The sequence below is a fragment of the Paenibacillus sp. FSL R5-0749 genome (assembly GCF_038595085.1).
Classification (GTDB): Bacteria; Bacillota; Bacilli; order Paenibacillales; family Paenibacillaceae; genus Paenibacillus.
In genome coordinates this window covers 2495945-2522302 of the sequence record NZ_CP152005.1, presented here as the reverse complement: position 1 = coordinate 2522302, position 26358 = coordinate 2495945, and the positions used below count along the sequence as shown (strand labels likewise).

General features: G+C 46.6%; 23 protein-coding genes. All 23 read right to left on the bottom strand.

Going from position 1 to position 26358, the window contains the following annotated elements:
* Entirely contained in the window at positions 1 to 1281 is a 1281-nt protein-coding gene (locus tag MKY85_RS11340) for a pitrilysin family protein (protein WP_342572597.1), read from the bottom strand.
* Positions 1282 to 1284: 3 nt separating this feature from the next.
* Positions 1285 to 2565 carry a pitrilysin family protein gene (locus MKY85_RS11335; protein WP_342572596.1) on the bottom strand — a complete coding sequence of 427 codons (1281 nt, stop codon included), beginning with the start codon at positions 2563 to 2565 and terminating at the stop codon, positions 1285 to 1287.
* Positions 2566 to 2691: 126 nt separating this feature from the next.
* Positions 2692 to 3522, bottom strand: coding sequence for a spore cortex-lytic enzyme (gene sleB / locus MKY85_RS11330; protein ID WP_342572595.1), 831 nt, complete (start codon positions 3520 to 3522; stop codon positions 2692 to 2694).
* A gap of 186 nt (positions 3523 to 3708) precedes the next feature.
* A complete protein-coding gene (locus MKY85_RS11325; protein WP_342572594.1) occupies positions 3709 to 6447 on the bottom strand; it encodes a DNA translocase FtsK 4TM domain-containing protein in 2739 nt (912 codons plus the stop codon).
* A 90-nt stretch (positions 6448 to 6537) separates the two neighbouring features.
* Positions 6538 to 6768, bottom strand: coding sequence for a YlzJ-like family protein (locus MKY85_RS11320; protein ID WP_036609282.1), 231 nt, complete (start codon positions 6766 to 6768; stop codon positions 6538 to 6540).
* Positions 6765 to 7538, bottom strand: coding sequence for an ATP-dependent Clp protease proteolytic subunit (locus MKY85_RS11315; protein ID WP_342572593.1), 774 nt, complete (start codon positions 7536 to 7538; stop codon positions 6765 to 6767). Before MKY85_RS11315 ends, MKY85_RS11320 begins: the two co-directional genes overlap by 4 nt.
* 221 nt (positions 7539 to 7759) lie before the next feature.
* The gene (locus MKY85_RS11310) at positions 7760 to 9439 is read right to left on the bottom strand and encodes a ribonuclease J (RefSeq protein WP_062833839.1); all 1680 of its coding nucleotides are present in this window, start codon (positions 9437 to 9439) and stop codon (positions 7760 to 7762) included.
* A gap of 476 nt (positions 9440 to 9915) precedes the next feature.
* On the bottom strand, positions 9916 to 10794 hold the full coding sequence (gene dapA / locus MKY85_RS11305; RefSeq protein WP_339241657.1) for a 4-hydroxy-tetrahydrodipicolinate synthase: 879 nt from the start codon (positions 10792 to 10794) through the stop codon (positions 9916 to 9918).
* A gap of 47 nt (positions 10795 to 10841) precedes the next feature.
* On the bottom strand, positions 10842 to 12059 hold the full coding sequence (dapG, locus tag MKY85_RS11300; protein ID WP_253433880.1) for an aspartate kinase: 1218 nt from the start codon (positions 12057 to 12059) through the stop codon (positions 10842 to 10844).
* 376 nt (positions 12060 to 12435) lie between these two features.
* Positions 12436 to 13032 (bottom strand): dipicolinate synthase subunit B, encoded by a 597-nt coding sequence (locus MKY85_RS11295; RefSeq protein ID WP_062833836.1) that lies wholly within the window; start codon positions 13030 to 13032, stop codon positions 12436 to 12438.
* The gene (gene dpsA / locus MKY85_RS11290; RefSeq protein ID WP_339302964.1) at positions 13029 to 13928 is read right to left on the bottom strand and encodes a dipicolinate synthase subunit DpsA; all 900 of its coding nucleotides are present in this window, start codon (positions 13926 to 13928) and stop codon (positions 13029 to 13031) included. The genes MKY85_RS11295 and dpsA overlap by 4 nt, the downstream gene beginning before the upstream one ends.
* A gap of 157 nt (positions 13929 to 14085) precedes the next feature.
* Entirely contained in the window at positions 14086 to 14532 is a 447-nt protein-coding gene (dut, locus tag MKY85_RS11285) for a dUTP diphosphatase (protein WP_339241652.1), read from the bottom strand.
* Positions 14492 to 15775: a pitrilysin family protein gene (locus tag MKY85_RS11280; RefSeq protein ID WP_076326816.1), complete on the bottom strand. Its 1284-nt coding sequence runs from the start codon at positions 15773 to 15775 to the stop codon at positions 14492 to 14494. The genes dut and MKY85_RS11280 overlap by 41 nt, the downstream gene beginning before the upstream one ends.
* A 99-nt stretch (positions 15776 to 15874) precedes the next feature.
* A complete protein-coding gene (locus MKY85_RS11275) occupies positions 15875 to 16870 on the bottom strand; it encodes a polysaccharide deacetylase family protein (RefSeq protein WP_339260463.1) in 996 nt (331 codons plus the stop codon).
* Between the two features lie 175 nt (positions 16871 to 17045).
* A complete protein-coding gene (gene pnp / locus MKY85_RS11270; RefSeq protein WP_339241644.1) occupies positions 17046 to 19148 on the bottom strand; it encodes a polyribonucleotide nucleotidyltransferase in 2103 nt (700 codons plus the stop codon).
* 259 nt (positions 19149 to 19407) lie between these two features.
* On the bottom strand, positions 19408 to 19677 hold the full coding sequence (rpsO, locus tag MKY85_RS11265) for a 30S ribosomal protein S15 (protein ID WP_056700672.1): 270 nt from the start codon (positions 19675 to 19677) through the stop codon (positions 19408 to 19410).
* A gap of 159 nt (positions 19678 to 19836) precedes the next feature.
* Positions 19837 to 20763: a bifunctional riboflavin kinase/FAD synthetase gene (locus MKY85_RS11260; protein WP_339243024.1), complete on the bottom strand. Its 927-nt coding sequence runs from the start codon at positions 20761 to 20763 to the stop codon at positions 19837 to 19839.
* An 85-nt stretch (positions 20764 to 20848) separates the two neighbouring features.
* Positions 20849 to 21772, bottom strand: coding sequence for a tRNA pseudouridine(55) synthase TruB (truB, locus tag MKY85_RS11255; RefSeq protein ID WP_342572592.1), 924 nt, complete (start codon positions 21770 to 21772; stop codon positions 20849 to 20851).
* Complete coding sequence (locus MKY85_RS11250; protein WP_342572591.1) at positions 21766 to 22743, bottom strand: bifunctional oligoribonuclease/PAP phosphatase NrnA; 978 nt, start codon at positions 22741 to 22743, stop codon at positions 21766 to 21768. The genes truB and MKY85_RS11250 overlap by 7 nt, the downstream gene beginning before the upstream one ends.
* A gap of 19 nt (positions 22744 to 22762) precedes the next feature.
* Positions 22763 to 23122, bottom strand: coding sequence for a 30S ribosome-binding factor RbfA (rbfA, locus tag MKY85_RS11245; protein ID WP_062833829.1), 360 nt, complete (start codon positions 23120 to 23122; stop codon positions 22763 to 22765).
* 25 nt (positions 23123 to 23147) lie between these two features.
* The gene (gene infB / locus MKY85_RS11240; protein WP_339241635.1) at positions 23148 to 25733 is read right to left on the bottom strand and encodes a translation initiation factor IF-2; all 2586 of its coding nucleotides are present in this window, start codon (positions 25731 to 25733) and stop codon (positions 23148 to 23150) included.
* Positions 25726 to 26055: a ribosomal L7Ae/L30e/S12e/Gadd45 family protein gene (locus MKY85_RS11235; protein ID WP_017689142.1), complete on the bottom strand. Its 330-nt coding sequence runs from the start codon at positions 26053 to 26055 to the stop codon at positions 25726 to 25728. Before MKY85_RS11235 ends, infB begins: the two co-directional genes overlap by 8 nt.
* Positions 26048 to 26353 carry a YlxR family protein gene (locus MKY85_RS11230; protein WP_339260457.1) on the bottom strand — a complete coding sequence of 102 codons (306 nt, stop codon included), beginning with the start codon at positions 26351 to 26353 and terminating at the stop codon, positions 26048 to 26050. Before MKY85_RS11230 ends, MKY85_RS11235 begins: the two co-directional genes overlap by 8 nt.
* Positions 26354 to 26358: the final 5 nt, after the last annotated feature.

Sequence of the window (26358 nt, the reverse complement as noted above, 5' to 3'; positions counted from 1 at the left end):
TCAAGGACTCACGACTAGCGATACAGCCAGTTGATCCCAGCGAATATGCTCTCTCAGTCTGAAATTTACATCTTCCAGTGTAATCGATTCATAGAGCGGAAGCATATTGAAGAAATCACCGCCACGGAATTGCTGACGTGTAAATTCATGCGCAATGTTCTCCGGAGAATTGAGCATACGCAAATATCCGCCTATTTTCTTTTTGCGTGCACGTTCAAAATCCGTGGATTCGAACCCCTTTTCTACAATGGCATCCACTTCTTCACGTATACGTGCCAGCAGTTGATCCGGATCTTTCGTGTCACCACCAATAGCTGAAAACGCATATTGCGGCGAACTGTTATACTCATGTCCAAAGCTGTCCGAGATCAGATCTTCATCATAGAGCTTCTGAAATAATCGTGTGCTTGAACCAAACAAAAGATCCATCATCAGCTGCGTTGTCATATCCCGCCGCAACAATTTTTCTCCAGTAAGTCCAATGTCCGTCTCCTTGAATCCAAAGAGACATTTTGGCAGTGAAACAGCCAGTTTGGCTTCCCGTCTGGCTTCTCCTACTTGCTCTGGCTCCGGTTCGAAGAAACGTTCGATACTCCCCTGTGGCTTATAATCCTTCTGTTCTTGGTTCGAACGAACCATATCAATCACTTCCTGTGGATCTACACCACCTACCACGATTAAGAGCATATTACTCGGGTGATAGAAGGTGTTATAGCACTCATACAACATCTCTTTGGTAATCGTACGAATGGATTCCACCGTTCCTGCAATATCGATATGCACCGGATGTTTCTGATACATGGCTTCGATCAATCCAAAATAAACTCGCCAATCCGGATTGTCAGCATACATATCAATTTCCTGCCCAATAATGCCTTTTTCCTTTTCCACATTTTGATCCGTAAAGTAAGGATTTTGCACAAAGTCAACTAATGTTTGTATATTTTCATTCACATATTCGGTCGCTGAAAACAAATAAACCGTCTGATCGAAGCTCGTAAATGCGTTAGCTGAGGCACCGTGAGACGCAAATGTTGCAAAAATATCGCCTGTGGGTTCTTCAAACATTTTGTGTTCCAGAAAATGGGCAATTCCATCCGGAACCTTGACTGCTTCCTGTCCCTCAACCTGAAAATGATTATCCACCGATCCATACTTGGTTGCAAACGTAGCATACGTTTTCTGGAATCCCGGTTTAGGCAAAATATAGACATGCAGTCCGTTATCCATTACTTCGTAATATAGTGTCTCCTGCAAATGTTCATACCGAATGCTCTCCACCGACTATTCCTCCTTCTCGTCCCGCAAGAAATAAATCGTATCCAGACGGAACTGTTCTGCCGCCTCACGAACATCTTCCTTGCTAATATGTTCTACCTGAGCTAGCAGTTCTTCAGCCGTTCTCTCTTTGCCAGACAACTGTCGATTGAAATCATAAGCGATCATCTCAAAAGCAGAATCCTGCATCTCCTTAAGCAGGTTACGAATCATTGCTTTGGTCTGGGACATTTCCAGATCACTGATTGTACCGCTTTTCATTTCCTCCAGCTGCTGCTTGATGATGGTGACAGCCTTCTCATAATTAGGGATTTCAATTCCGGATTGAATCGTGGCAATGCCCTTATGTCCGTCATATCGCGAAGAAGCGTAATACGCCAGGCTTTCTTTTTCACGAACATTAACAAACAGTTTGGAATGAGGATACCCACCGAGAATCCCGTTGTACATGAGTGCCGCTGCATACTGAGGATCTCCATAAGTAATCGATGTACGGAGTCCCATATTGAGTTTTCCCTGACTCACATTCAGTCGCTCAACAACGGTCTCTACTTCCTTATCTCCTCGAACCGCGGCCTGTGTCTGGTAATCGGAGGAGGACGTTCGATCTACATTGAAATGACGCTGAACAAGGTTCTCCACCTCCTCCAGTGTCGTATCCCCTACCACATACAGATCCATACTCGCCTGTTGCAGCCACTCCTGATAAGACGCAGTCAGTATGTCAGGCTCAATCCCGGGCAGATCCTTTCGCTCACCCAGGGGGTGAAGACGGTACGGCTCGTTCTTGCACATTTCCTCGATACTGCGTTCAGCGGCATACCGCATTTTATCATTAACGATGGACTCCAGCTTTTTCCGAACCGTCTCTCGCTCTGCTTGTACATACGACGTCCTGAAATGTCCATTCTCCTGTGCAGGTCGGGTAAGAACCTCTCCCAGGAAGGCAAATGACCGATCCAGCAGCTGCTCATCGCCTCCAACAAAGGAGTCATTAATGGTATCCATCCGAAACTGTACTATCTGATAATCCCCGCGTTTATAGACGTCAAAACCAAAACCGGCTCCATACAGATGCTCCAGCTGTTCACGAAATTGCGTTGTTTCCGGATAGGACTCCGTCCCCCGTCGTAGTACAAAAGGTGTCAGCGCTACTTTGGTTACTGTATCTTCTCGTAAGGGAACGCCTGCATATAGCGATATAGCAAACGTTTTGAAACGTTTAGTCGGAAGCACATGTATACGAAACTCTCTCTTGCTGCCTCGTTCGAATCCTGATGTATTCAAATGTCAAAACCCCTTTACGGCGTCATTTGTCATGCAATCGTATTACGCTAAATGTAACAACCATTTTAACCCATTCAAAAGGCAAGAAGCAACCGAAGTCACGCCTTCTGGTTGCTTCCAACATCATCACATACAAAAAATATGCTGCCCGATTGTTTTCACCTGTGGACGGGTCCAGATCCATTTGGATGTTGCTGTCTTGGGATTAAAATAATAGAGACAACCACCGGATGGGTCCCAGCCATTCAGGGCCTGCTCAACTGCCTTCTTGGCTTGTGCGTTTGGTTCTAGATAGATCTGTCCGTCCGCTACAGCTGTAAATGCACCGGGTTGAAAAATTACCCCTGAGGGTGTACTCGGAAAGCTTGGGGATTTTACGCGATTCAGAATAACTGCCGCTACTGCGACTTGACCTTCAAACGGTTCACCCCGGGCTTCACCATATACGGCGTTAGCCATAATCTTGAGTTCATTCTCGGAGAGACCGAGTGCATTGGCAGATCCCATATTGTCTTGCTCTTTATCTGCCGTATTGTAGTTGCTTCCTCCACCCCCACCAGAGGATTCCTTGTGTAGCGGCGGTTCTGTTGGCGACCATTTGGTTGACGCATTGTACAGCTTGAGCTTGGTTTCAGCTCCAACCACACCATCTGCCTTCATTCCAAACTCGGATTGAAACCATTTGACGGATTTCAATGTGCTGCTGCCAAAATTACTGTCGATTTTACCATTGTAAAATCCCAGATACTTCAGACGTCCCTGAAGCTCATATACATCCTGACCGTAACTTCCATATTTCACTGTATTGCTGCTAAACGTAGGCAAGGCCTTTTCTTCTACCTGCGGTGTACGCTCGGCTGAACTTTCCGTTGCTGTATTCCCAGGAAGCAAATAACGGATTCCCAATGCGGATATCAGCAAAATAGCAGTGAAAAGCCATAGGTTCATTTTTCGCATCGACTGTGCTCTACCTTTCTCTTGTGGGATTAACAGAATCGCTAAGGTTATTATGACAAGCCTGCTTGTTTCCTATGCACCAAATCATCCGATCTTTGGAGTAGATGGCAAAACTTCAGTCTGCAGAGCATACAAAAAGCCCCCAACCAATAGGTTGAGGGCTTAAACGACCGATGCTCCAAGTCACTATGAGCTTATTTTATTCTGTTGATACTGTTCAAGTGATACCAGCACTTCCCGTGGTTTGCTACCCTCGTATGGACCGATGACCCCCCGGGCTTCCATGGAGTCAATTAAACGCGCTGCACGTGTGTAACCAACCCGCATACGACGTTGCAATAGGGAGACTGACGCTTGTTTTGCCTCCAAAATAATCTGTACCGCTTGCTCATATAACTCATCCTGTACTTCATCTGCTGCCTGAATGGAATCATCCACTTCAGGTACAATGGACTCATCATACTGCGCTTCACCTTGACCCCGTACGTAGTTTACAATATTTTCGACTTCTTCATCGCTCATAAAGGCACCTTGTACACGAACCGGTTTGGATGCACCCATAGGCATGAACAACATGTCTCCACGACCCAACAGCTTCTCAGCCCCACCCATATCCAGAATCGTTCGGGAATCCACTTGTGAAGATACGCCGAAGGCAATTCGAGATGGAATGTTAGCCTTGATTACCCCGGTAATAACGTCAACAGACGGACGTTGGGTGGCAATAATCAGATGGATTCCGGCTGCACGAGCCATCTGAGCGAGTCGCGCAATGGCATCCTCAACATCTCCGGCTGCAACCATCATGAGATCTGCAAGCTCATCCACAATGACAACAATATAAGGCAGAACAGCCGCAGGATTGTCTTTCATCAGATTGTTGTAACCCTCGACGTTACGTGTACCTGATTTGGAGAACAGTTCATATCGTTTCTCCATCTCGACCACAATCTTTTTGAGAGCAAGTGACGCTCGTTTGGGATCAGTTACAACTGGCGCCATCAGATGAGGAATGCCGTTATATACGTTCAACTCAACCATCTTGGGATCGACCATCAGGAACTTCACTTCATCCGGCTTTGCTTTGTACAATATGCTGGTAATAATTCCGTTAATACACACAGACTTACCGGAACCTGTCGCACCCGCGACCAGCAAATGGGGCATGCGAGCCAAGTTACCAATGATTGTCTGTCCGGAGATGTCCCGGCCAAATGCAATGGTCACTTTGGATTCTGCATCCTGGAATGTTGCCGTCTCCATTACTTCACGCATCGTTACAACCGACACCTCGCCATTAGGAACCTCGATACCTATAGCGGACTTCCCGGGAATCGGCGCTTCCATCCGAATATCTTTTGCAGCCAGAGCCAACGCAATGTCATCAGTCAGACTGACAATTCTGCTGACCTTGACACCGATATCAGGCTGAATTTCATATCTTGTAACAGCAGGACCCCGAACCACTTCAAGTACTTTGGCACGAACACCGAAGCTTTCCAGTGTAGCTTCCAGCTTACGCGCTGTCTGCATATAATCCTTCTGGTCGCCTGCCTTACCCGCATTGTTAGGCTTGGCAAGAAGACGGAAGGATGGCAGCTTGTACGGCTTAGGAGGAGGGGGCGGTGGTTTCACTGGTTGTGTGTCCTCCCCTTCAGGAGTTGGAGTATCTGCTCCCAACATTGCATCATTAGGCACTTCTTCTCCACTCTGATGCCCATCCTCAGCATTCAGCTCGTCCATACCTGCACCGGATGCTGACCACTCTGTCTCTACCAGTTCATCCGTTATTTTAATGTCATGTTCGCCCTGTTGAACTACGTTTGGATCAGCGAGATCATCAGGGAAAGGATAAGCATCGTCCAAATCATCTTCAATGCTTGCATCTTCGGCTCTGACATGCTCAAAAAAGTCTCGAATGATCGGCGCTGAGTTAGGTTTGGCCTGAACCGGAACATGTGATGAAGCTGATTTGTTCGCTACGTCTTCGGTTGCATCCTGCCACGTCTCTACATTGTGATCTTGCTCGGCGCGGTATACAATCTGTTCTGTTTCAACTGAATCGACCTCATCCATTTCACGTCCTGATGTCTCTTGCTCTCGATTAGCTCCCCATTTTCCAAAAAGCTGAAAGAATATTGGGGCTTTTCGTTTTGGCAAATGCTGTTCCTCTAATTCATCCTCGTACTCGTCTTCATCATCTTCAACAGGGACAGGCACCACTTTACGAGCGTTACCTTTTTTCCTTCCATCAGAAGTTACAGCTGATCGTGCAGAAGACCGCGATTCCATCTTCTTGTACATCGAACTCCCGGCATCCCAAACCTTTGTTCGGAATATTCGAATCAGATCCACATAAGATAGACTCGTAATCAACATAAAACTGATGACAAACATGACAATCATGATGAGTCTCGCACCCAGACTGCCGAACAGCCACAGGAAAAGAGCGAATTGCCCAGCTCCGAGATAACCACCGCTGATATCCTTGTTAAGCATGGAGTCCCTCTCCCCTGGTACAACAGGGGTTAACAACTCGGTTTGCATATCATTATGTACCTGTGTAATCACAGCACCAGGCTCAAGCGCACCAACCGGAATGAGCTTCTGGTGCATTGCGGAGACGGTACTCATCAGGGTTAAGGCAAAGACCAGCAATACCAGTCCTGTTTTGCGTGTGGTCCAGCCACTCGGCCATTTCCGGTGAATCATCACCATGAGACCATAATAAATACCAACAAGCGGAATCGCAAAATAAAACTTACCAAGCATCAGTCCGAACATCTTGGAAAGCGAACGTCCAACGGTGGCTTCACCCGATAATGCTATGACAGCAAGGGTAATAAGCACAATTCCGTAAATTTCATATTTTAAAACGCCACTAAAACCAGCGCCCTTTTTTTTCCTCTTTTTTCTTCTGGCCAAAATCAGGTCACCCCCAGAAGAATATTATACCATACAAATATAATCCGTACATATGTTCTTTTTCTGCTCAATTTGTCTGAATTCGTCGCGTTATGCTGATCCCAAGTTACCCGAAAGCGGAATGGTCGAACCGGGCATATTGGCAGGATTAAGATAGGCTTCGAGTGGACAATCCAGCAAACGTACAATAACGGCTTCATTGTCATTTACAGGCCTCACCTGCATTAATAAACCATTCATCTTGATTTCTCTTGTATCTTCGCCCTCTTTCCACATTCCTGACCAGAGTTGTTCAGGGGGCATCACTGTATATAACGTCATTGGGTATAACCTCCCGCTTGCAGCGTCTGTCTCTTGTCTCCTATAAGCTGATTTAGCTGAGCAATAGCTTGTCCTATTCCGCCTACCGCATCCATCAATCCATATTTCACTGCATCCGCGCTTCCTACAGCTGTGCCGATGTCCCGGTTCAACTCACCGGTCTTAAACATCAGTTCTTTGAACATCTCTTCCGAGATATTCGAATGAGACGTCACGAACCGTACAACCCGCTCCTGCATTTTCTCCATATACTCAAACGTCTGAGGTACACCAATGACAAGGCCGTTCATCCGTATGGGATGGATTGTCATCGTTGCACTTCCGGCAATCAGGGAATACGTTGAAGCTACAGCAATCGGCACTCCAATGCTATGTCCGCCTCCAATGACCACAGTGACCGTAGGTTTGCTTAGAGAAGCAATCATCTCTGCAATGGCCAGACCGGCCTCTACATCTCCACCTACCGTGTTCAAAATGATCAGTATACCTTCAATACGCTGATTCTGCTCTGCAGCCACCAGCTGTGGAATGATATGCTCATACTTTGTTGTTTTATTTTGTGGCGGCAAAATCAGATGCCCTTCGACCTGTCCAATAATTGTCATACAGAAAATATTTGATTCACCTGCCGGCGACTGTGTCTGCCCAAATTGCTGAATCGTCTCTGTCACGGGCGAGATGTTCTTGTCCTCTTGAATCGGAATCTCTGGCGCTTCAATTTCCGGTTGATTGGATTTTGACGCCTGCTTGCCATTCATACGTTCATTCATTTCATTAATCCCCTTCTCCAGAAACATTTAATGTATTCCTTAGTATGGGGATTTTTCCAGCCGCCTTATACCCGCTACATCCAAATTGCTTACATATTGACCATATTGCTGATCTTCCTGAAAAACGCAAAAAAAGCCCCTTCTCTACGAGGAACCGTCCAATATTACTCGTAGAGAAGGGGCGACTGTGTGCCTGAATATATGTTTTTGTTTAGCCTATTTTAAACTTCCATAATGATTGGCAAAATCATCGGTCTACGACGAGTTTGTTCATACAGGAAGCGTCCCAAAGCATCTTTAACATTTGTTTTGAGTGAAGCCCACTCGTTAACGTTCTCACTCATCAACTTCTGCAATGTGCTGCTAACGATCCGGTTGGCCTCATCAAGAAGTCCTTCCGATTCACGTACATACACAAATCCGCGAGAGATGATGTCAGGACCGGAAACAATTTTTCCATCCTGTTTGCTCAGTGTTACCACGACAACAAGGATACCATCTTGTGACAACAATTTGCGGTCACGCAGTACAATGTTACCCACATCGCCTACACCCAAGCCGTCGATCAATACGTTACCTGCAGTGACTTTACCTGCTCTACGTGCTGCTCCACCTTGAATTTCAATCACTTCACCGATGTCCGTGATGAAAATGTTTTCCGGTTCAACGCCTACAGATTCAGCAAGAACCGCGTGGCGACGCTGCATACGGAATTCACCGTGAATTGGCAAGAAGAATTTCGGTTTCATCAGGTTGAGCATCAGTTTCAACTCTTCCTGGCTACCGTGACCAGATACGTGAACACCACTGTTAGCACCGCTGTAATGCACGTTAGCGCCCAGACGGAACAGTTCATCAATCGTACGGCCTACATATTTTTCGTTACCTGGAACCGGTGTTGCTGCGATAATGACAGTGTCGCCTGGCAGGATGTCCACTTTACGGTGCGTGGAACGAGCCATACGTGTCAGTGCTGACATTGGCTCTCCTTGACTTCCTGTGCAGAGAATCACGACACGATCTGCAGCCATCTTGCCTACTTCTTCAGGTTCAATGATCATGCCATCCGGAATCTCAAGGTAACCCAGTTCAGAAGCAATACCCACCACATTCACCATGCTGCGTCCAATAACTGCAACTTTACGTCCAGTCACTTCTGCTGCATTGATCACCTGTTGGATACGGTGTACGTTGGAAGCAAATGTCGCTACGACAACACGTTGACTTGCTTTACGGAAGATATCTTCCAGAACGATACCCACATTTTTCTCCGATGGTGTGAATCCAGGTTTCTCAGCGTTCGTACTGTCAGACAACAGCGCAAGCACGCCATTTGTTCCGATCTGTGCCATACGCTGAAGATCTGCATATTGACCATTGACTGGCGTGTGGTCGAATTTGAAGTCACCTGTGTGAACAACTGCACCTTCCGGTGTTTCGACACATACACCAACAGAATCCGGAATACTATGATTAGTAGCGAAGAACGAAGCTTTCAATGCAGTTCCAAGTTGAATCTCGGAATCCGCATCAATCAGAATACGTTTTGTTTCACCTAGCAAATTCGCTTCTTTCAACTTGTTCTCTACAAGTCCAAGCGTAAGTCTTGTTCCGTATACAGGAACATTCAGATGTTTGAGAACATATGGCAGACCACCAATGTGATCCTCATGTCCGTGTGTAAGGATAATTCCTCTTACTTTGTCACGGTTCTCAGTCAGGTAAGAAATGTCAGGGATGACAATATCAATACCAAGCATATCTTCTTCAGGGAATTTCAGACCAGCATCTACGACTACAATGTCGTTGGCGTATTGGATGACGTACATGTTTTTACCAATCTCGCCTACGCCGCCCAAAGCAAAAATCATCAGTTTATCGTTATTATTTTTCTTAGACAAATGAATCTAAACCTCCTATGGTAGTTGGACGTCGTACCTTATTATTTATTGTAAGTTAAGAAAAGTAGTCCATACATCACATACCCACCTATCGGGATGAATGCAAAAGAACACCTTTATTCACGATATTTGGAAGAAGTTCTTCGAAGTTATTCCCTTTTACCAACAAGTTGGAGTTGAAAATTCCCTCTTAGCCGTTCCTTCCTTTTTCACCGCAAAGCCACACCACGAAACGATGTCGCTTTCAATTTCAAAAAAATACCGCACCCAGTCACTTGACATCATTATACATGATTAAAAACAAAAAAAACAAGTCACTCTCTCGTTAACCTGTAGGTTTCCCCTTAGCAATGGAAAAGAAACCTCACATTACTCGTAAAAAAAGAACCGCTGCCTCTATGAAGAGGAGCGGTTCTTTTCCTAATCTGAAGATATTCCCATGATTAATAAAATAGTTCCATATACAACCAAAATGATTACAAATTAAGCAGACCTTTGATATACACCTGCTCCTCTTCCGTTGGCGGAATAAGAGGCAAACGTACAGAGCCAACGTTCAAACCACGCAATGTCAGTGCATATTTTACCGCTACCGGGTTCGGTAGAGGCTGTGGACACTCGAACAGGCCTTTAAACACAGGGAACAGCTGTTGATGAATCTGAGCGGCCTGAAGAGGTGCACCGCCATAGAAGGCGTCAATCATTTTCTTCATTTCTGCCCCTACGACATGACTCGCCACGCTGACAATTCCATGTGCTCCAACCGCAATCGCCGGCAAGCCTGAAGCATCGTCACCGGAATAGACTCTGAAATGTTCTGGAGCACTTGCTGCAATCAGCGTAACCTGCTCTGTAGAGGCACATTCCTTCGTAGCGACGATATTCGGGATTTCTGCAAGACGAAGCGTTGTTGCTGCTGACAGGCTGGTTACTGTACGCCCAGGCACGTTGTACAGCATAATCGGCAGCTTGGTAGAGCCAGCAATCGCTTCAAAATGTCTGAACAACCCTTCTTGGCTTGGTTTGTTGTAATACGGAACAACCAACAATATGCCATCCACTCCGGCACGTTCAGCTTCCTGTGTCAAATGGATGGAATGTGCCGTGTTATTGCTTCCCGTTCCGGCTATAATTTTGCACCGGCCGGCTGCATGTTTCACTGCAAATTCGAATAATTGAACTTTCTCAGTATCACTAAGTGTTGGAGACTCCCCTGTTGTTCCGGAAACTACGAGCGTCTCCGACTTTTGATCTACAATCAGATAGTCGATTAGACGTGCCGTTTCCTCCCAATGAATCTCTCCTTGTTCATTGAACGGAGTGACCATTGCTGTAATCAATCTTCCAAAGTCCAATTCGATTCCTCCTTCAAAACAGGTTTGGCTCCTCTAACTTCAGTTATTTACAAATGAAGTTCGAATGAGGCGTGAAGTGCCCTCAGGGCCTGAACCATATCTTCTTTTTTTACGAGTACCCAGATCGTTGTATTCGAATCTGCCGATTGCAGGATCTGAATGTCAGCCAGTGTCAAGGACTCAACGATTCGAGCCATAATTCCGGGTACACCATTAATGCCTCCGCCGATGACGGACACTTTGGCACAACCGGACAGGCTTTGTGGCTTGAGACCTATCTCCTGCAATACTTGTATGGCTTTCTCGGAATCACTGTCAAAAACCGTATAGACAACTCCCGAGGGGGTAACATTAATAAAATCAACGCTGATCGAATTCTCAGCCATGGTTTTGAACACTTTTAGTTGCAGCCGATCTGCACCACCAGGTACATCCACCGTAATTTGCGTGACATTGCTCACGTAGGCGATACCTGTTACATAACGGTCAACAATGCCTGTCTGCACATCCCGAAATCCTTCCGGATGCGTGACCAGCGTTCCTTCCGTGTCTGCAAAAGTAGATCTTACCCGCACTGGAATCTGGGATTGCATGGCAATCTCGACCGCACGTGGATGGATTACCTTGGCCCCGTGGTGGGCCATATTACAGATCTCGGCATAACTCACAACAGTCAGCGGACGCGCATCTTCAACAATTCGCGGATCGGCTGTGAGTATCCCGTTCACATCGGTGTAGATATCCACCATTTCAGCACGTAACGCTGCACCAAGCGCTGTCGCAGATGTATCACTTCCCCCACGACCCAATGTCGTGAAGTCTCCATTCTCCGTCTGCCCCTGGAATCCGGTTACAATAACGACACGCCCGAGCTGCAGCTGCTCCAACACACGAACAGGACGGACATCCAATATCCGGGCATTCCCGAAATTGTCGTCCGTCACAAAACCTGCTTGTGCACCGGTCAGCACTGTAGTTGGAATGCCTTCATGTTCGAGTAAACTGCTCAAAGTTGTCGCCGATATGATTTCACCACAGCACAGCAGTAAATCCTTTTCGCGTGCGGATAGTGCGTTTCCGTTCTGTGCAGCCCAGTCCAGCAACGTATCGGTCGCATATGGCTCGCCTCGGCGTCCCATCGCAGACACAACAATGACTAGACTCAATCCTGCCTCAAGTTCACGTTTAACGTGACGGAGCACATGCTCTCTCGCCTGAACAGTGGAGAGAGACGTGCCTCCGAATTTCTGTACCATGATACGCATCTTTATTCCTCCATTTGTGTACGCAAGAAGACTGGACACGGGTCAAATCAACAAATGGATCACTCTAGGGAGCGTTCTGATGCGATAATTTCAGCATTTTATACGGCATTCCATGCCACTCTTTGTTTTTTTGTAATTGTCTTAGACAATCACAACTCAAAGGTGGCGGTTGTTATCGAGATCATGACGCATACATTCACAGTAGACCTCTCCCGCTTGCTTAACCTTTACTGCCCGCAAGCAGGAATGCCTTATAGACAGGAACGTGGACACAAGTAGCTGTTCAATCCAGCATATCGTCCCCCATGATTTTCTTTGTCTCTCAAACCCTTCATTTCTCCAAGCGCATAAACGTTGTCACCGAATCATTGATTTCTTAAGCTTGTGAAGAACGCTCCACAATCATCGGCTGCAACTGTTTGCCCTCAAGGGCACTCCAGCAAGCCTCTGGAATCAATTCCATTTTGGCGACTAACGAGTTTGGTTTCTTCACTGGATCGTCCTGCCCAAATGGCACAAAATACAAGTATTTGGCCACGAGCAATTTGGCGATATTCGCAGCATTCAAGCCCAGACCGTCATTCGTGGAAATGGCAAGTACAAGTGGACGCTGATTGCGCATCTGCGCTTTGGCTGCCATCAGCACGGGACTGTCGGTCATCGCATTAGCCAGCTTGCTTGTTGTATTCCCTGTGCATGGAGCAATCACCAGCACATCAAGCAGCTTGGAAGGCCCTAATGGCTCCGCTTCAACAATTGTAGAAATGATATCATTACCTGTTATATCTTTCAACTGTTTTTGCCAATTTTGCGCCGTACCGAAGCGTGTATCGGTCGTCAGCACCGAATTCGAAATAATCGGAATGACGTTGGCACCTTCAGCCACGAAGCGGCTAATAACCGGCATAACCTCTTCAAACGTACAATGAGAACCCGTAATTGCATAACCTACCGTTTTTCCCTGCCAGTTCATGATTTAACCTCCCGTGCGTTCTGTTCTTCCAAAAGCAAACGGATCAACGCGTCGGCAATAATGCCGCCAGCCGTTTTGGGAGCAACAATGCCGGGGAGGCCAGGCGCAAGTAGCGCTTTGATACCGCGTTTGTCTGCATACCTGAAATCACAGCCGCCAGGAGCGGATGCAAGGTCGATAATAACAGCCTTTTGCGGCATTCTGGACAGGATTTGTGCTGTGATTATCATAGTCGGTATCGTATTAAAAAGCAAGTCAACTTCCCCGGTTTGAGCGGCCAAATCCGTTGTCATGAAAGGCTTCCAGCCCATTATTGTAGCGCGGGCAGCATCCTCTTCCCGCCTGATTCCCACCCGTACATTTGCTCCAAGTCCCTGCAGTGTTTTGGCCATTGTGAATCCTGTTCGACCAAGGCCAAGCACAATACATTCCGAACCATGGATTGTGAAGTCCGTCTCCCGAATTGCTATGGCGATGGCTCCCTCAGCTGTTGGAATGGAGTTGTATAGTGCAATATCATCACGATCAAGTACTTCAACAAGTCGCAGCCCATTTTCAAGACAAAGTTCGCGCAAAAATGGCTTAGCCATACCTGTGAACACAATACAATGCTCCGGTAATGCTGCAATATGTTCCTTTTTCAAATAGATCGGCGTGTCACTAAATGAAGTACTCACTTTTCCCTGGTCATCGCAACCGACAACAGGCAGTACCAGTACATCTGCGGAAGCAAATACTTCGTCCTCCAGTTCCTGATGCTCAATCCCCGGAATGGAACGCTCTATTTTATCGAAACCCACCACACTTACCGTTGCATCCAGCTCTGCGCACTTTTGAATGACTTCAAGCTGCCGCGCATCTCCGCCCAGGACTACAATCCGGACTCCGGTCAGCATCGGGACGTCACTCCTTTCACCACATGTATGCCTTATCGTATGCAGGGGCCCACAGCGGGGTGAAAACAATAATTGCATTCAACCGTCCGTTTCTCAAATGTAAAAAAGAGCCGCCCCTGTCAGGGACGACTCTAAAGAATGGGTATATATACGCTGTTTATTTCCCGGTATGACCAAATCCACCTTCACCGCGTACCGTTTCTGAAAGTTCCGTCACTTCCGTCAATTCAACCGCAGGCACCGTCTGGAAGACGATCTGTGCGATGCGCTCTCCCCGTACAATCGTGAAGGGTTCCTGACCCAGATTGATCAACAGTACTTTGACTTCTCCGCGATAGTCCGCATCAATGGTACCCGGTGTGTTGAGGCAGGTAATTCCATGTTTGAAAGCCAGTCCGCTCCGAGGACGAATCTGTGCTTCCAATCCAGCTGGCATTGCCATCGCAAGTCCGGTTGGAATCAGCGTACGCTGACCCGGCTGCAATACAACATCTTCCTGAAGTGCAGCTACGACATCAAAGCCGGATGCCAGCTCCGACATTTTTTGAGGCAGTTTAATATCTTCATTGCCCGGCAGTTTCTGTATTTGAACGTAATGCAACAAAATCATCCCTTCTCAATCCAGCGATCGTCTTATCTGAAGCGCCAACCATGGCAAGTGCAAAAGGCTCAGCAAACATCAGATCAAGCACCGCGTTAATATCGTCCATGGTTACTTGCTCAATTTTGGTGATCATCTCATCCAGCGTATGGTGTCTGCCTAGCATTAGCTCGTTTTTACCCAGACGGTTCATGCGACTGCCTGTGCTTTCCAAGCTGAGAATCAGGCTTCCCTTCAGCTGTTCTTTTCCTTTGCGGAGTTCATCTTCGGACAAGCCGTTTACAGCCAGGTCGCCCAAAACCTCTTTGGTGAGGTCGAGCACTTCTTTTGTCTGTTTCGGTGCTGTACCCGCGTATATCGTGAACAGTCCACTGTCTGCATGAGAACTATGATAGGAATACACGGAGTATGCAAGCCCACGTTTCTCACGAATTTCCTGGAACAGTCTGGAGCTCATGCCTCCACCAATAGCGTTATTCAGAACAACCATAGCGAATTGAAGCGGATCTCCAATTTTACAGCCTGGGAACGAGATACAGATATGATTCTGCTCCGTTTTCTTTTTGTGGAAGAGCTGTCCGCTTTGGAACGCCGGCATCGTCACTGCTTCTGTTACTCCATTAACATCAAAAGCACCAAAATGCTTCTCCATCAGATCAATTACACTGTCGTCAATATTACCCGCAATACTAATGACCGTGTTCTCAATTGTGTAGTGCTCCTTCATATATGCACGCAGATGGCTGGAATCCATCGCTTTGAGACGTTCTTCCGTACCCAGGATAGGGTATGCGAGCGGATGCTCACCATAAGCGGCCAAGGCCATCAGATCATGAACCATATCATCAGGCGTATCTTCATACATTGAGATTTCTTCCAGGATGACGTTTTTCTCCTTGATCAATTCACCATCATCCATTTTGGAACGGAAAAACATATCAGATAACACATCAACGGCAATCGGTAAATGTTCATCCAACACTTTTGCATAATAACACGTGTATTCTTTGGAAGTGAACGCATTCACGTTACCACCAATCGCATCGAACTGTTCCGCAATCGCCTTGGCATCATAACGATCTGTTCCCTTAAATAACATGTGTTCAATAAAATGTGATACTCCGTTACTTGCAGGTTGCTCATTACGCGAACCTGTCTTGACCCATATTCCGAAAGACACAGAACGGCAGGTCGGTATCTGTTCCATGACAACTCTGAGGCCATTGCCCAGCTGAATTTTTTTCATGGTTGGCCCTCCTACATCTCTATAATTGCCTTGATCTCAACCTTAAAATTGAAATCGACATTTGGTTCCAACTTTTTGATATTAACAAAAAAACAACGTTCACTCAACCGCAGACGTGTTTACACGTTCCGAAGACAACGTCTCACTTACCGTTCCGAGCACGAGACCTTTGGCCCGAATGGATTGAATCATACCCTTTAAAGCTCCCGAAGAAGCAGCTGTAGGGTGCATTAGAATTAACGTGCCTGCCTCGGTATTTTTCGCAATTTTGGCAACAACGGCATCCGGGCTTGGTTTACGCCAATCTACAGTATCTACTGTCCATAACACGGTCTGCAATCCCATGGAAGAAGCAATATCAACGGTCTTCTGATTAAAGTCACCTGAAGGCGGAGCAAACCAGCGATTCTCTACCCCCAGTGTTTTATGGAGCAGATCCTGCGTTTTACTAATTTCCAGCTTGGCTCGTTCTGCGCTCAATCGACTCATATTCGGGTGAGAATACGCATGATTGGACAGCTCATGCCCTCGTTTCTGAATTTCCTTGGCCAGTTCAACGTTTTTGCTTAACCAACTTCCATCCAGAAAAAAAGTGGCTTTCACTTTCTCTGCATCGAGCGTATCCAGCATCGGTATGATATATTCGTTCCCCCACGCGACATTAATCATAAAAGAAACCATCGGTTTGTTCGCATTTCCCCGATAGATCGGATGTGCACCCAAATCTTTAAGCTGAATCGCCGGTTCAATCTGACGGTAAATATAAGCAATTTTGGTATTCAACGTTCCACTCAGTGCCTTACGGTATGTCGCTTCCACATCAATCTCCATGCCATTATAGCCAGGAATCGCTTTCCATACCCGATCTACCCTGGCATTTACCGGAGCAATTTTTGTCTCAGCCGCTTTATCCCGAATCGCCGACAACAGCGCATCTTCTCCCGTTGCTTCCTTGAACATGTCAAAAGCATTTTGCGTACCTGGCCCATCACGGATCTCCGTAATGTATGTACGTACACTGCCAACTTGTCCGATCAACATGACCGCAGTCACACCTGCCAGAACAGCCGCCAGCTTTTTGGATTGGTTTCCCACAGCTCCATCCTCCCGCCGTCTTTGTCCCCATCATATGAGGACAAGGGCAGGAATATGAATACTAAGCCATGGTTTCATCCTTGTTTTTCGTATTTAAACGTTAAAAAAAGAGCCAGAAATTCACATTCTGTCTCTTCATTCAATCTATCCAATTATAACCTGTTGCTTCGGTATCCTAGGATTGAGCCGGAGCTTCAGCAGTCAAAACCGCTTTACGGGACAAGTTGATTCGACCTTGTGGGTCAATTTCCGTTACTTTTACCGTAATAGAATCACCGATGGCTACAACATCTTCCACTTTGGCAACACGTTCTGTTGACAGTTGTGAGATGTGCACCAGACCTTCTTTGTTTGGAAGTACTTCAACGAATGCACCGAATTTCTCAACGCGTTTTACTTTACCGACATAAATCTCGCCGACCAATACTTCGCGTACAATACCTTCGATAATCGCTTTGGCTTTATCATTCATCTCCTGGTTGGAAGAAGCGATAAAGACACGTCCATCCTGTTCAATATCAATTTTAACACCGGTTTCTTCGATGATTTTATTGATAATTTTACCACCTGCACCAATAACATCACGGATTTTGTCCGGATTGATATGCATCGTTGTAATTTTAGGCGCATATTGTGATAACTGCTCACGTGGTGTATTCATCACTTCAGTCATTTTGCTCAAGATGTGCAAACGACCTTCTTTGGCTTGAGCCAATGCTTCAGACAAAATTTGACGATCAATTCCATCAATTTTGATGTCCATTTGAATCGCAGTTACACCTTCAGGTGTTCCGGCTACTTTGAAGTCCATGTCGCCGAGGTGATCTTCCATACCTTGAATATCACTCAGAATGGATACATGATCTCCGTCTTTGATCAGACCCATAGCTACACCCGCAACTGGAGCTTTGATAGGTACACCTGCATCCATCATAGCTAGTGTGCTGGCACAGATACTTGCCTGGGAAGTTGAACCGTTGGATTCCAGAACTTCTGATACCAGACGAATCGTGTATGGGAAGTCTGTTTCGGAAGGGATTACTTTGGAAAGCGCACGCTCACCCAGAGCACCATGTCCGATTTCGCGACGGCCTGGAGCACGCAATGGACGAGCTTCACCTACGCTGAATGGTGGGAAGTTATAATGATGCATGAAACGTTTCGTTTCTTCAAGGCTAATTCCGTCCAAAATCTGAACATCACCAAGTGCACCAAGTGTACAGATGCTAAGTGCTTGCGTTTGACCACGTGTGAACAAACCTGAACCATGCGTACGTGGCAGCAGGGAAGTATCACATTCGATTGGACGAATCTCAGCAAGTCCACGTCCATCTGGACGAACTTTATCATGCGTAATCAGACGGCGCACTTCTTCTTTAACGATATCGTGCAGAACTTCCTTCACGTCTTTAAGCAATTCAGGACTTTCAATATATTTCTCTTCAAAGTGAGCAACCGTTTCGTCATTCACTACATCGATTGCATCTTGACGAGCATGCTTCTCAGCAATTTTAACAGCTTCAACCAGACGAGCACTTGCGAAATCCCGCACACTGCTGTTGACTTCAGCATTAACGGCATGCAACTTAACAGCCATTTTTTCCTTACCGGCAACTTGCACGAGTTGTTCGATTACCGCAACAATGTTTTTGATCTCGTCATGTCCGAACATGATTGCTTCGAGCATCACTTCTTCAGGTAATTCGTTTGCTTCAGCCTCAACCATCATGATGGCATCCTTAGTTCCTGCAACCACCAGTTCAAGTTCACTGATTTCAAGCTGTGCAATCGTTGGGTTAATGATGAACTGGCCATCAATGCGTCCAACTTTTACGCCACCAATCGGTCCGCTGAATGGAACATCCGAAATGCTCAATGCTGCTGATGTACCAATCATTGCAGCGATTTGCGGTTCGCAATCCTGATCCACACTCATAACAATATTCAGAACTTGTACATCATTCCGGAAGCCTTCCGGGAACAATGGACGAATTGGACGGTCTGTCAGACGGCTTGAAAGAATTGCTTTCTCACTCGGTCTGCCTTCACGTTTAATAAATCCACCCGGGATTTTACCTACGGCGTACAATCTTTCTTCATAGTTCACCGTTAATGGGAAAAAGTCCAGATCTTTCGGCTCACTTGATGCTGTCACGGTACACAATACAACGGTATCCCCGTATGTTACCTTAACGGCAGCATTAGCCTGCTTGGCCAAACGCCCAGTCTCAAGCGTAAGCTTTCTTCCACCAAGCTGCATTTCAACACGCTGTTCCATGAAACCCCTCCTTTTATTCGTTCCTAATTCAATGGATTCTGCATATTCACAGTATTTCCTGCTTGTCCTGCATTCATTAGCTATGTATGGATCTTTCAACATGCTAACCTGCACAACAAAAGCTCCTCACGGAGCCCCATCTACAAATATATGGCAACATGTTCATCTACAAAACAACCCGGCTGTAAGTTCCGCTTGTCCTTTTAGACAAAAGAATGACGGATAACAGCCAGGTTGGTTTTGAAAACATGTACGATAATTAACGACGCAATCCGAGTTTTTCGATCAGTGCGCTGTAACGTTTAACATCTTTGTTTTTCACGTAAGCCAAAAGCTTACGACGTTGACCTACCATTTTCAAAAGTCCACGACGTGAGTGGTGGTCTTTCTTATGCGTACGCAAGTGGTCTGTCAAACTTCTGATGTTTTCCGTAAGGATAGCAACTTGCACCTCTGGAGATCCTGTATCGGACTCGTGAGTTTTGTGCTCGTCGATCAGTTGTTGTTTACGTTCTTGAGTCAATGCCATCCTGTTCACCTCCTTCAATATAATCGCCATTAGCCTCGTCACCGCCGGTGAGAGCAAGCAACCAAGCCAAGGTTAATGTTGTCTCAATCGACAACGTAGTACAGTATATCATAATTGCCTAGTCAAAGTAAATGTAAACATGCATTTAATCCAGAACCTTTAAGATAACAGGCGACCGGCGGTTAATGCATCTTCACGAATCTGACTAATCAATGCATCAATAGAGTCGAACTTTCGTTCTGCACGAATATAGTGAACGAGCTCAACCTTTAGTTCCTGGTCATACAAGTGTCCGTCAAAATCAAGCAGGTGCACTTCAAACGTAGGTTTCATCCCGCTTTCGTGAAACGTAGGTTTCACACCGAGATTCATTACGCCATGCAGTTCCTGTTCGCCATACTGCACACGAACAGCGTAAACACCCTTCGATGGAGTAACGTAATGATCCGTGAGTTCAAGGTTGGCTGTGGGAAACCCAATCGTTCGTCCCCGCTTCTCCCCGTGAATGACGGTTCCTCTGATGCTGTAAGGTCTGCCAAGCCACTGACTGGCCTCATCCATCTCCCCACGCTTCAACAGGCCACGAATGAGAGAACTGCTCACTTTTTCACCATTTAACAAGAAAGGAGGAACGGTTTCCACCGTCATCTCTCCTTCTCCCAACGTACGAAGAAGCTGTTCGTCCCCTGCCCCCTTATGACCAAAACGGAAGTCAAAACCCACAACCGCTGTTCGTGTTTGAAGAGGAATCAACAGGTCGTGTACAAATTGCTGTGGAGTCAACCGTGAGAACTCTTCATTGAACTCCACCACATAAAGTACATCAACGCCCATTCCTGCCAGGATGTCTTCTTTATCTCTCAAGGGAGTTAGATAACCCTCGTAATCTCCTTTGCGCATAACTTCCTTCGGATGTGGATGAAAGGTCATGACCGCTGCCTGCATGCCCGTTTCCCGCGCAATGCGGACAGCTGATAAAATGACACTTGCATGTCCGAGATGCAGTCCGTCGAATTGACCAATTGCAAGCACTTGGGGAAGTGCGCCCAGCTCAGTCGAATGTAACGTCTGCGGATAGGTTAGCATTACGGTTTTCACAATCATTCACCTGCATTTCACTAGATAGGCCAGGCTTGAGCATTACCACTACAACTCCAAGCCCGATACCTCTTTATTCCGGCAAAAAGACTTTAACTGCCCTCACCGTTGGTTTTAGTTCATCCCGTTCAAATATCCCCAGAAACGTACCATCCTGAGCATACAACCGTAATAAACCTGGTTGCTCTACTGGCGGTTCCAAAAGACGTGCAGACAGCTTCTGACCTTGAAGTGCTCCTTTGGCCTGTTCATCTCCAACCTTGTGGGCCGGAATCGAAGCAATAGCCTCATCAACAGGAATCAGCGCCTCCGCCAAAGTTCCCTCAGCCATAAGTTGTTCCACTTCTTCAATACGAAGACAATGATCTGCAGTGATACCTGCCGATATCGTACGCTCCAGTCGAACCATGGTCGATGGATATCCGAGTTGTCGACCGATGTCTACACACAATGTACGTATGTAGGTACCTTTTGAACACAAGGCGCGGAAAGATATATCGGTCGTATCGCCTTGAGTTTCAATCCCTGTAAGCTCAAGCTCATAGATTGTGACCTCACGGCTCTTACGCTCTACCGTCTTTCCTTCACGAGCAAGCTCATAAAGACGTTTGCCATCTACCTTTACCGCAGAATACATGGGAGGAACCTGAGAGATCGTGCCCAGAAACTGCTCAAGCGTCTGTTGAACCTGATCCTGTGTGACTTCCACCGGTGTTTCAGCACGCTCAATGACTTCCCCTGTCATGTCCTCTGTGTCAGTAGACAGTCCCAATCTAAGCGTAGCCAGATATTCCTTCGGAAGCTCCTGCATGTATTCTACGACGCGTGTCGCCCGTCCAAGACAGAGCGGCAGGACGCCTGTAACTTGTGGGTCCAGTGTGCCCGTATGACCAATGCGCTTCATCTTGAGAATGCGACGCATCTTGGCTACAACATCATGAGAAGTAAATCCCGCCGGTTTATATACCGGAAGTACACCTTCAAATGGCTTTACCATTGTGAATTCACCTGCTTCAGTACTTTTGCGACAATTTCATCAAGACTGCCTTCGAGACGACATCCGGCTGCGAGCACATGCCCGCCTCCGCCAAAGGTCTGTGCTAATGCAGCAACATCAATCTTGCCAGCCGAACGCAGAGAAACCTTGACGGCGTTCTCGTTGATGACTTTGAAAAAGATACCCACTTCCACGCCTTGAATGTTGCGCGGATAGTTTACTACCCCTTCAAGATCTTCATTAGCCGCTCCGCAAGCTACCATATCATCAGGTGTAATAACAACCCAGGCTATCTTTCCATCATCTGTCATCTGTAGGCTTGTTAGTGCCTGATTCAAAATTCGAACTTGTGGAAGAGTCACCTGCTCCAGCAAGGTCTGGGCAAGATAAGGTCCATCCACACCATGTTCAAGCAGTCTGGAGGCCGTTGTCATTACATTTGGACTGGTATTGGCATAGCGGAAACCACCTGTATCCGTAAGCAATCCTGTATAAACTGCTGTCGCAACATCTTTATCCCATATTACTTGGAAAAGGTTCAGAAAATCGAATAAAATTTCAGCCGTTGCAGCAGCATCTGACTTAATGATGTTGACTGTACCATAACCGTCATTCGTAGGGTGATGATCGATATTCAAAATAACAGCATCTTCTTCGAAATAATGACGCGTCAAACCTACTCTGGCAAAGTCTGCACAATCCACACAGATAACAGCTTTATATTTTCGCTGCGGTGGTTGTTCGGTCATGTTCACAATGTTGCCTGCTCCCCACAAAAATTGCATGCGATGCGGGATATCGCCTTCGTTAATCATCGTGAATGTCTTACCCAGACATGACAGCAGCCAGCCCACCGTTACCGTCGAGCTGACTGCGTCACCGTCCGGCTGTACATGCGACACGACCAGGTAATCATCATGCTCCAACAGAAATTGCTTTCCGGCCTGGAGCGCCTGTTCATAAGTGTGCATTGCCGTCTCCTCTATTCTGTTACTGGGATTCGTTCTTGTCGGAACCAATATCGCCAAGCAGCTTCTCAATTCGGCTACCATAAGCGATGGATTCGTCAATCTTGAATATCAACTCGGGAACATGACGAAACCGGATACGTTTGCCCAGCTCGGAACGCAAAAATCCATTTGCTTTTGCCAGTGCTTTGAGCGAGTTATCTTTTTGTTCCTGTTCACCGAAGACACTCAGATAAACTTTGGCTTGCGACAAGTCTCCTGTCACTTCGACTCCCGTTACGGTAATAAAGCCGATACGTGGGTCCTTCAGTTCAGACTGGATGAGCAAACTCAATTCTTTCTTGATTTGCTCGCCCACTCTACCTGTACGAATCTTAGCCATTGTTGTTCACCTCATGCTTCCTTGCTTATCGTTGTACTGTCTCCATAATGAAGGCTTCGATAACGTCGCCCTCTTTGAGATCATTATATTTATCCAGTGTGATACCGCACTCATAGCCTTGGGCTACTTCTTTGGCATCATCTTTATAACGTTTCAGGGAATCCAGCTTACCTTCGTAAAGGACGATGCCGTCACGAATCAGGCGTGCTTCCGCAGAACGCGTAATTTTACCTGAGGTAACCATACAACCAGCGATGGTACCCACTTTACTGATGGAGAACGTGCTACGAACCTCAGCATGACCGATAACTTTTTCTTTGTAGATCGGATCAAGCATTCCTTTCATCGCTTGTTCAATTTCTTCGATAACACTGTAGATTACGCGATGCAGACGGATGTCTACTTGCTCTTGATCTGCAGTTGCTTTCGCCTGGTTATCAGGACGAACGTTGAAACCAATCACGATGGCATTGGATGCTGCAGCCAAAATGATGTCGGACTCAGTGATTGCACCAGCGCCGCTATGAATGATTTTCACGCGAACACCTTCAACTTCGATCTTCGCAAGGGAACCTTTCAATGCTTCAACCGAACCTTGTACGTCACCTTTGATGATAACGTTCAGATCTTTGATCTCGCCATCTTTAATGTGTTGGAACAGATCATCCAACGTTACGCGAGTATGTGTCCCCAGATCGGATTCACGTTGCGTAATCGCACGTTTGTCAGCGATGGAACGCGCCTTGCGCTCATCTTCAAACACCATGAATGGATCTCCAGCACCTGGAACTTCTGTCAGACCTGTGATTTCGACAGGTGTTGAAGGTCCAGCTTCTTTCAGACGACGACCTTTATCATTGACCATCGCACGGACACGACCGAAGCAGTTACCTGCTACGAAAGCATCTCCGACTTTCAATGTACCGTGCTGTACGAGGATACGGGCAACTGGGCCACGTCCTTTATCCAGCTCGGCTTCAATCACTGTACCACGGGCACGTTTGTCCGGGTTAGCTTTGTATTCGTTCACTTCTGCAACGAGCAGAATCATTTCAAGCAGACCTTCCAGACCCATTCTTTGTTTCGCAGACACGTTAACAAAGATGGTATCTCCGCCCCATTCTTCCGGAACGAGTTCATAGTTAGTCAATTCTTGTTTTACTTTATCCGGATCAGCACCCGGTTTATCGATTTTATTGACAGCTACGATAATTGGAAGCCCAGCAGCTTTGGCATGGTTAATGGCCTCAACCGTTTGTGGCATAACACCGTCATCCGCAGCAACAACAATAATTGTAATATCCGTAACCTGTGCTCCACGCGCACGCATCGCTGTAAACGCTTCGTGACCCGGAGTATCCAGGAACGTAATTTTCTTGTTGTTGATTTCAACTTGATACGCACCGATGTGTTGCGTGATTCCGCCTGCTTCGCCGCCTGTTACATTCGTAGAACGAATCGCGTCAAGCAATGTCGTTTTACCATGGTCAACGTGTCCCATGATGGTTACTACTGGAGGACGAGACTGCAAATCTGCAGGATCATCATTCTCTTCCAGTGTTTCGAAACGGTCATCTTCGAGCACAATCTTCACTTCAACTTCGACACCGAACTCTCCAGAAAGCAGCAGAATTGTTTCGATATCAAGTTCTTGGTTGATTGTTGCCATAACACCCATCGCGATGAGTTTTTTGATAACTTCGGAAGCATCCTTATGGAGCAACTTCGCTGTTTCACCAACGGTCATATCACCACGAACGATGATTTTCTTAGGTGTGTTATCAATTTTCTCACGTTGCTGGTACTGTTGTTGATTTCTGTTGCGATTGTTCTTGCCACCACGGTTACCACGATAGTTGCCACCACGATTGTCATCATAACGACGTCCACCGCCACCGCTGTTTGAACGGTTGCCACTATTGTTATTGTTGCCAGTAGTACCACCTGGGCCACTTCTGCGTTGGCCTTGTCCTTGGCTCTGACCTTGGCCACCGCTACGGTTGCCGCCAGTACCTGTATTACCGCCGCTGTTAGGTCCTGAAGTTCTTACTTGACCGCCACCGCTGTTATTTGGACGTTGACCCGTTCCTTGCGGACGGGATGCAGTACTGCTTTGTCCACCTTGAGCCGGTCTTGGACGGTTAGTTGATTGTCCTCCTTGGCTTGAGCCTTGGGAAGAGTTCGTTCTGTTGCGGCTGTCTTGGCCGCTGGGTCTTTGGGTGCCATTGTTATTGTTGGAATTTGGTCTATTGTTCATACCTACCTGCTTTTCCTGTTGTATTTTTGTTTGTACGGGACTACCGGATGTGTTACTGCTATTCGGCGTGTTCACTCCGCCGGCCGGCTTGTTGCTGTCCACTGGTTTGTCACTGCGTACTGCCGAAGTAGCAACTGGTTTTGCTTCGTTGCCTTTTTTGGAAGCAGCAGTGGATTTTATATCTTTAAAAAATTGTTCCACCTTACCGACTGAACCATTCTCCATGACACTCATATGATTGTTTACGGGAATTTCCAGCTTTTTAAGAATGGTTATAATTTCTTTACTACTCATATTAAGGGACTTCGCATATTCATAAACTCGCAATTTATCCTTGTTTTCCTGTTTACTCAATATACTCCACCTCCGACATTATACCGACTTGCTTGGAGATCATTTTTGCAAACCCTCGATCCGTTACTGCAAGAACAACACGCGTGTCTTTACCGATACTTGAACCCAGACTATCCCGGTCAAATCCGATCAACAGAGGAACCTTATAAGTTCCGCATTTATCGCGAAATTTCTTTTGTGTATTGGCTGAGGCGTCACCCGCAACAATAACCATTTTAGCTTCGGAAGAACGGATCGCTTTAAGTACAATTTCTTCACCTGTTACAAGTTTACCTGCACGCATAGAGAGTCCCAGATAAGACAGCGTTTTAATATTAGTCATTTTCACGCTCCTGTGCTGCTATGAATTCATCCTCAACCGCGATGAAGTCAGCTGCTAGTTGCTCGTAAATTTCAGGTGAGACTTTGCCTTTTAACGCCCGATCCAAAGCCCGGTTTTTGAGTGCGAGCTTAAAACAGGACTCTTTGCCGCATAAATAGGCACCACGTCCGGATTTTTTGCCAGTCAAATCGATCAGCACTTCATCCTCTGGCGTTTTAACGATGCGAATCAGCTGCTTTTTGGGCATCATTTCCTGGCATGCCACACATTTGCGCAGCGGCACTTTTTTTGGTTTCATACGTC

Excerpts from the sequence above, each read along its gene's own strand:
- MKY85_RS11320 (WP_036609282.1), bottom strand. The coding sequence starts at position 6,768 with ATGACGTTATATACAGTGATGCCCCCTGAACAACTCTGGTCAGGAATG.
- MKY85_RS11280 (WP_076326816.1), bottom strand. The coding sequence starts at position 15,775 with ATGAAAAAAATTCAGCTGGGCAATGGCCTCAGAGTTGTCATGGAACAG.
- MKY85_RS11315 (WP_342572593.1), bottom strand. The coding sequence starts at position 7,538 with ATGAATGAACGTATGAATGGCAAGCAGGCGTCAAAATCCAATCAACCG.
- MKY85_RS11295 (WP_062833836.1), bottom strand. The coding sequence starts at position 13,032 with ATGAACTGGCAGGGAAAAACGGTAGGTTATGCAATTACGGGTTCTCAT.
- truB (WP_342572592.1), bottom strand. The coding sequence starts at position 21,772 with ATGGTAAAGCCATTTGAAGGTGTACTTCCGGTATATAAACCGGCGGGA.
- rbfA (WP_062833829.1), bottom strand. The coding sequence starts at position 23,122 with ATGGCTAAGATTCGTACAGGTAGAGTGGGCGAGCAAATCAAGAAAGAA.
- MKY85_RS11235 (WP_017689142.1), bottom strand. The coding sequence starts at position 26,055 with ATGACTAATATTAAAACGCTGTCTTATCTGGGACTCTCTATGCGTGCA.
- dapG (WP_253433880.1), bottom strand. The coding sequence starts at position 12,059 with ATGCGTATCATGGTACAGAAATTCGGAGGCACGTCTCTCTCCACTGTT.
- MKY85_RS11230 (WP_339260457.1), bottom strand. The coding sequence starts at position 26,353 with ATGAAACCAAAAAAAGTGCCGCTGCGCAAATGTGTGGCATGCCAGGAA.
- MKY85_RS11260 (WP_339243024.1), bottom strand. The coding sequence starts at position 20,763 with ATGCTAACCTATCCGCAGACGTTACATTCGACTGAGCTGGGCGCACTT.
- MKY85_RS11250 (WP_342572591.1), bottom strand. The coding sequence starts at position 22,743 with ATGCACACTTATGAACAGGCGCTCCAGGCCGGAAAGCAATTTCTGTTG.
- pnp (WP_339241644.1), bottom strand. The coding sequence starts at position 19,148 with ATGGAACAGCGTGTTGAAATGCAGCTTGGTGGAAGAAAGCTTACGCTT.
- dpsA (WP_339302964.1), bottom strand. The coding sequence starts at position 13,928 with ATGCTGACCGGAGTCCGGATTGTAGTCCTGGGCGGAGATGCGCGGCAG.
- rpsO (WP_056700672.1), bottom strand. The coding sequence starts at position 19,677 with ATGGCATTGACTCAAGAACGTAAACAACAACTGATCGACGAGCACAAA.
- sleB (WP_342572595.1), bottom strand. The coding sequence starts at position 3,522 with ATGCGAAAAATGAACCTATGGCTTTTCACTGCTATTTTGCTGATATCC.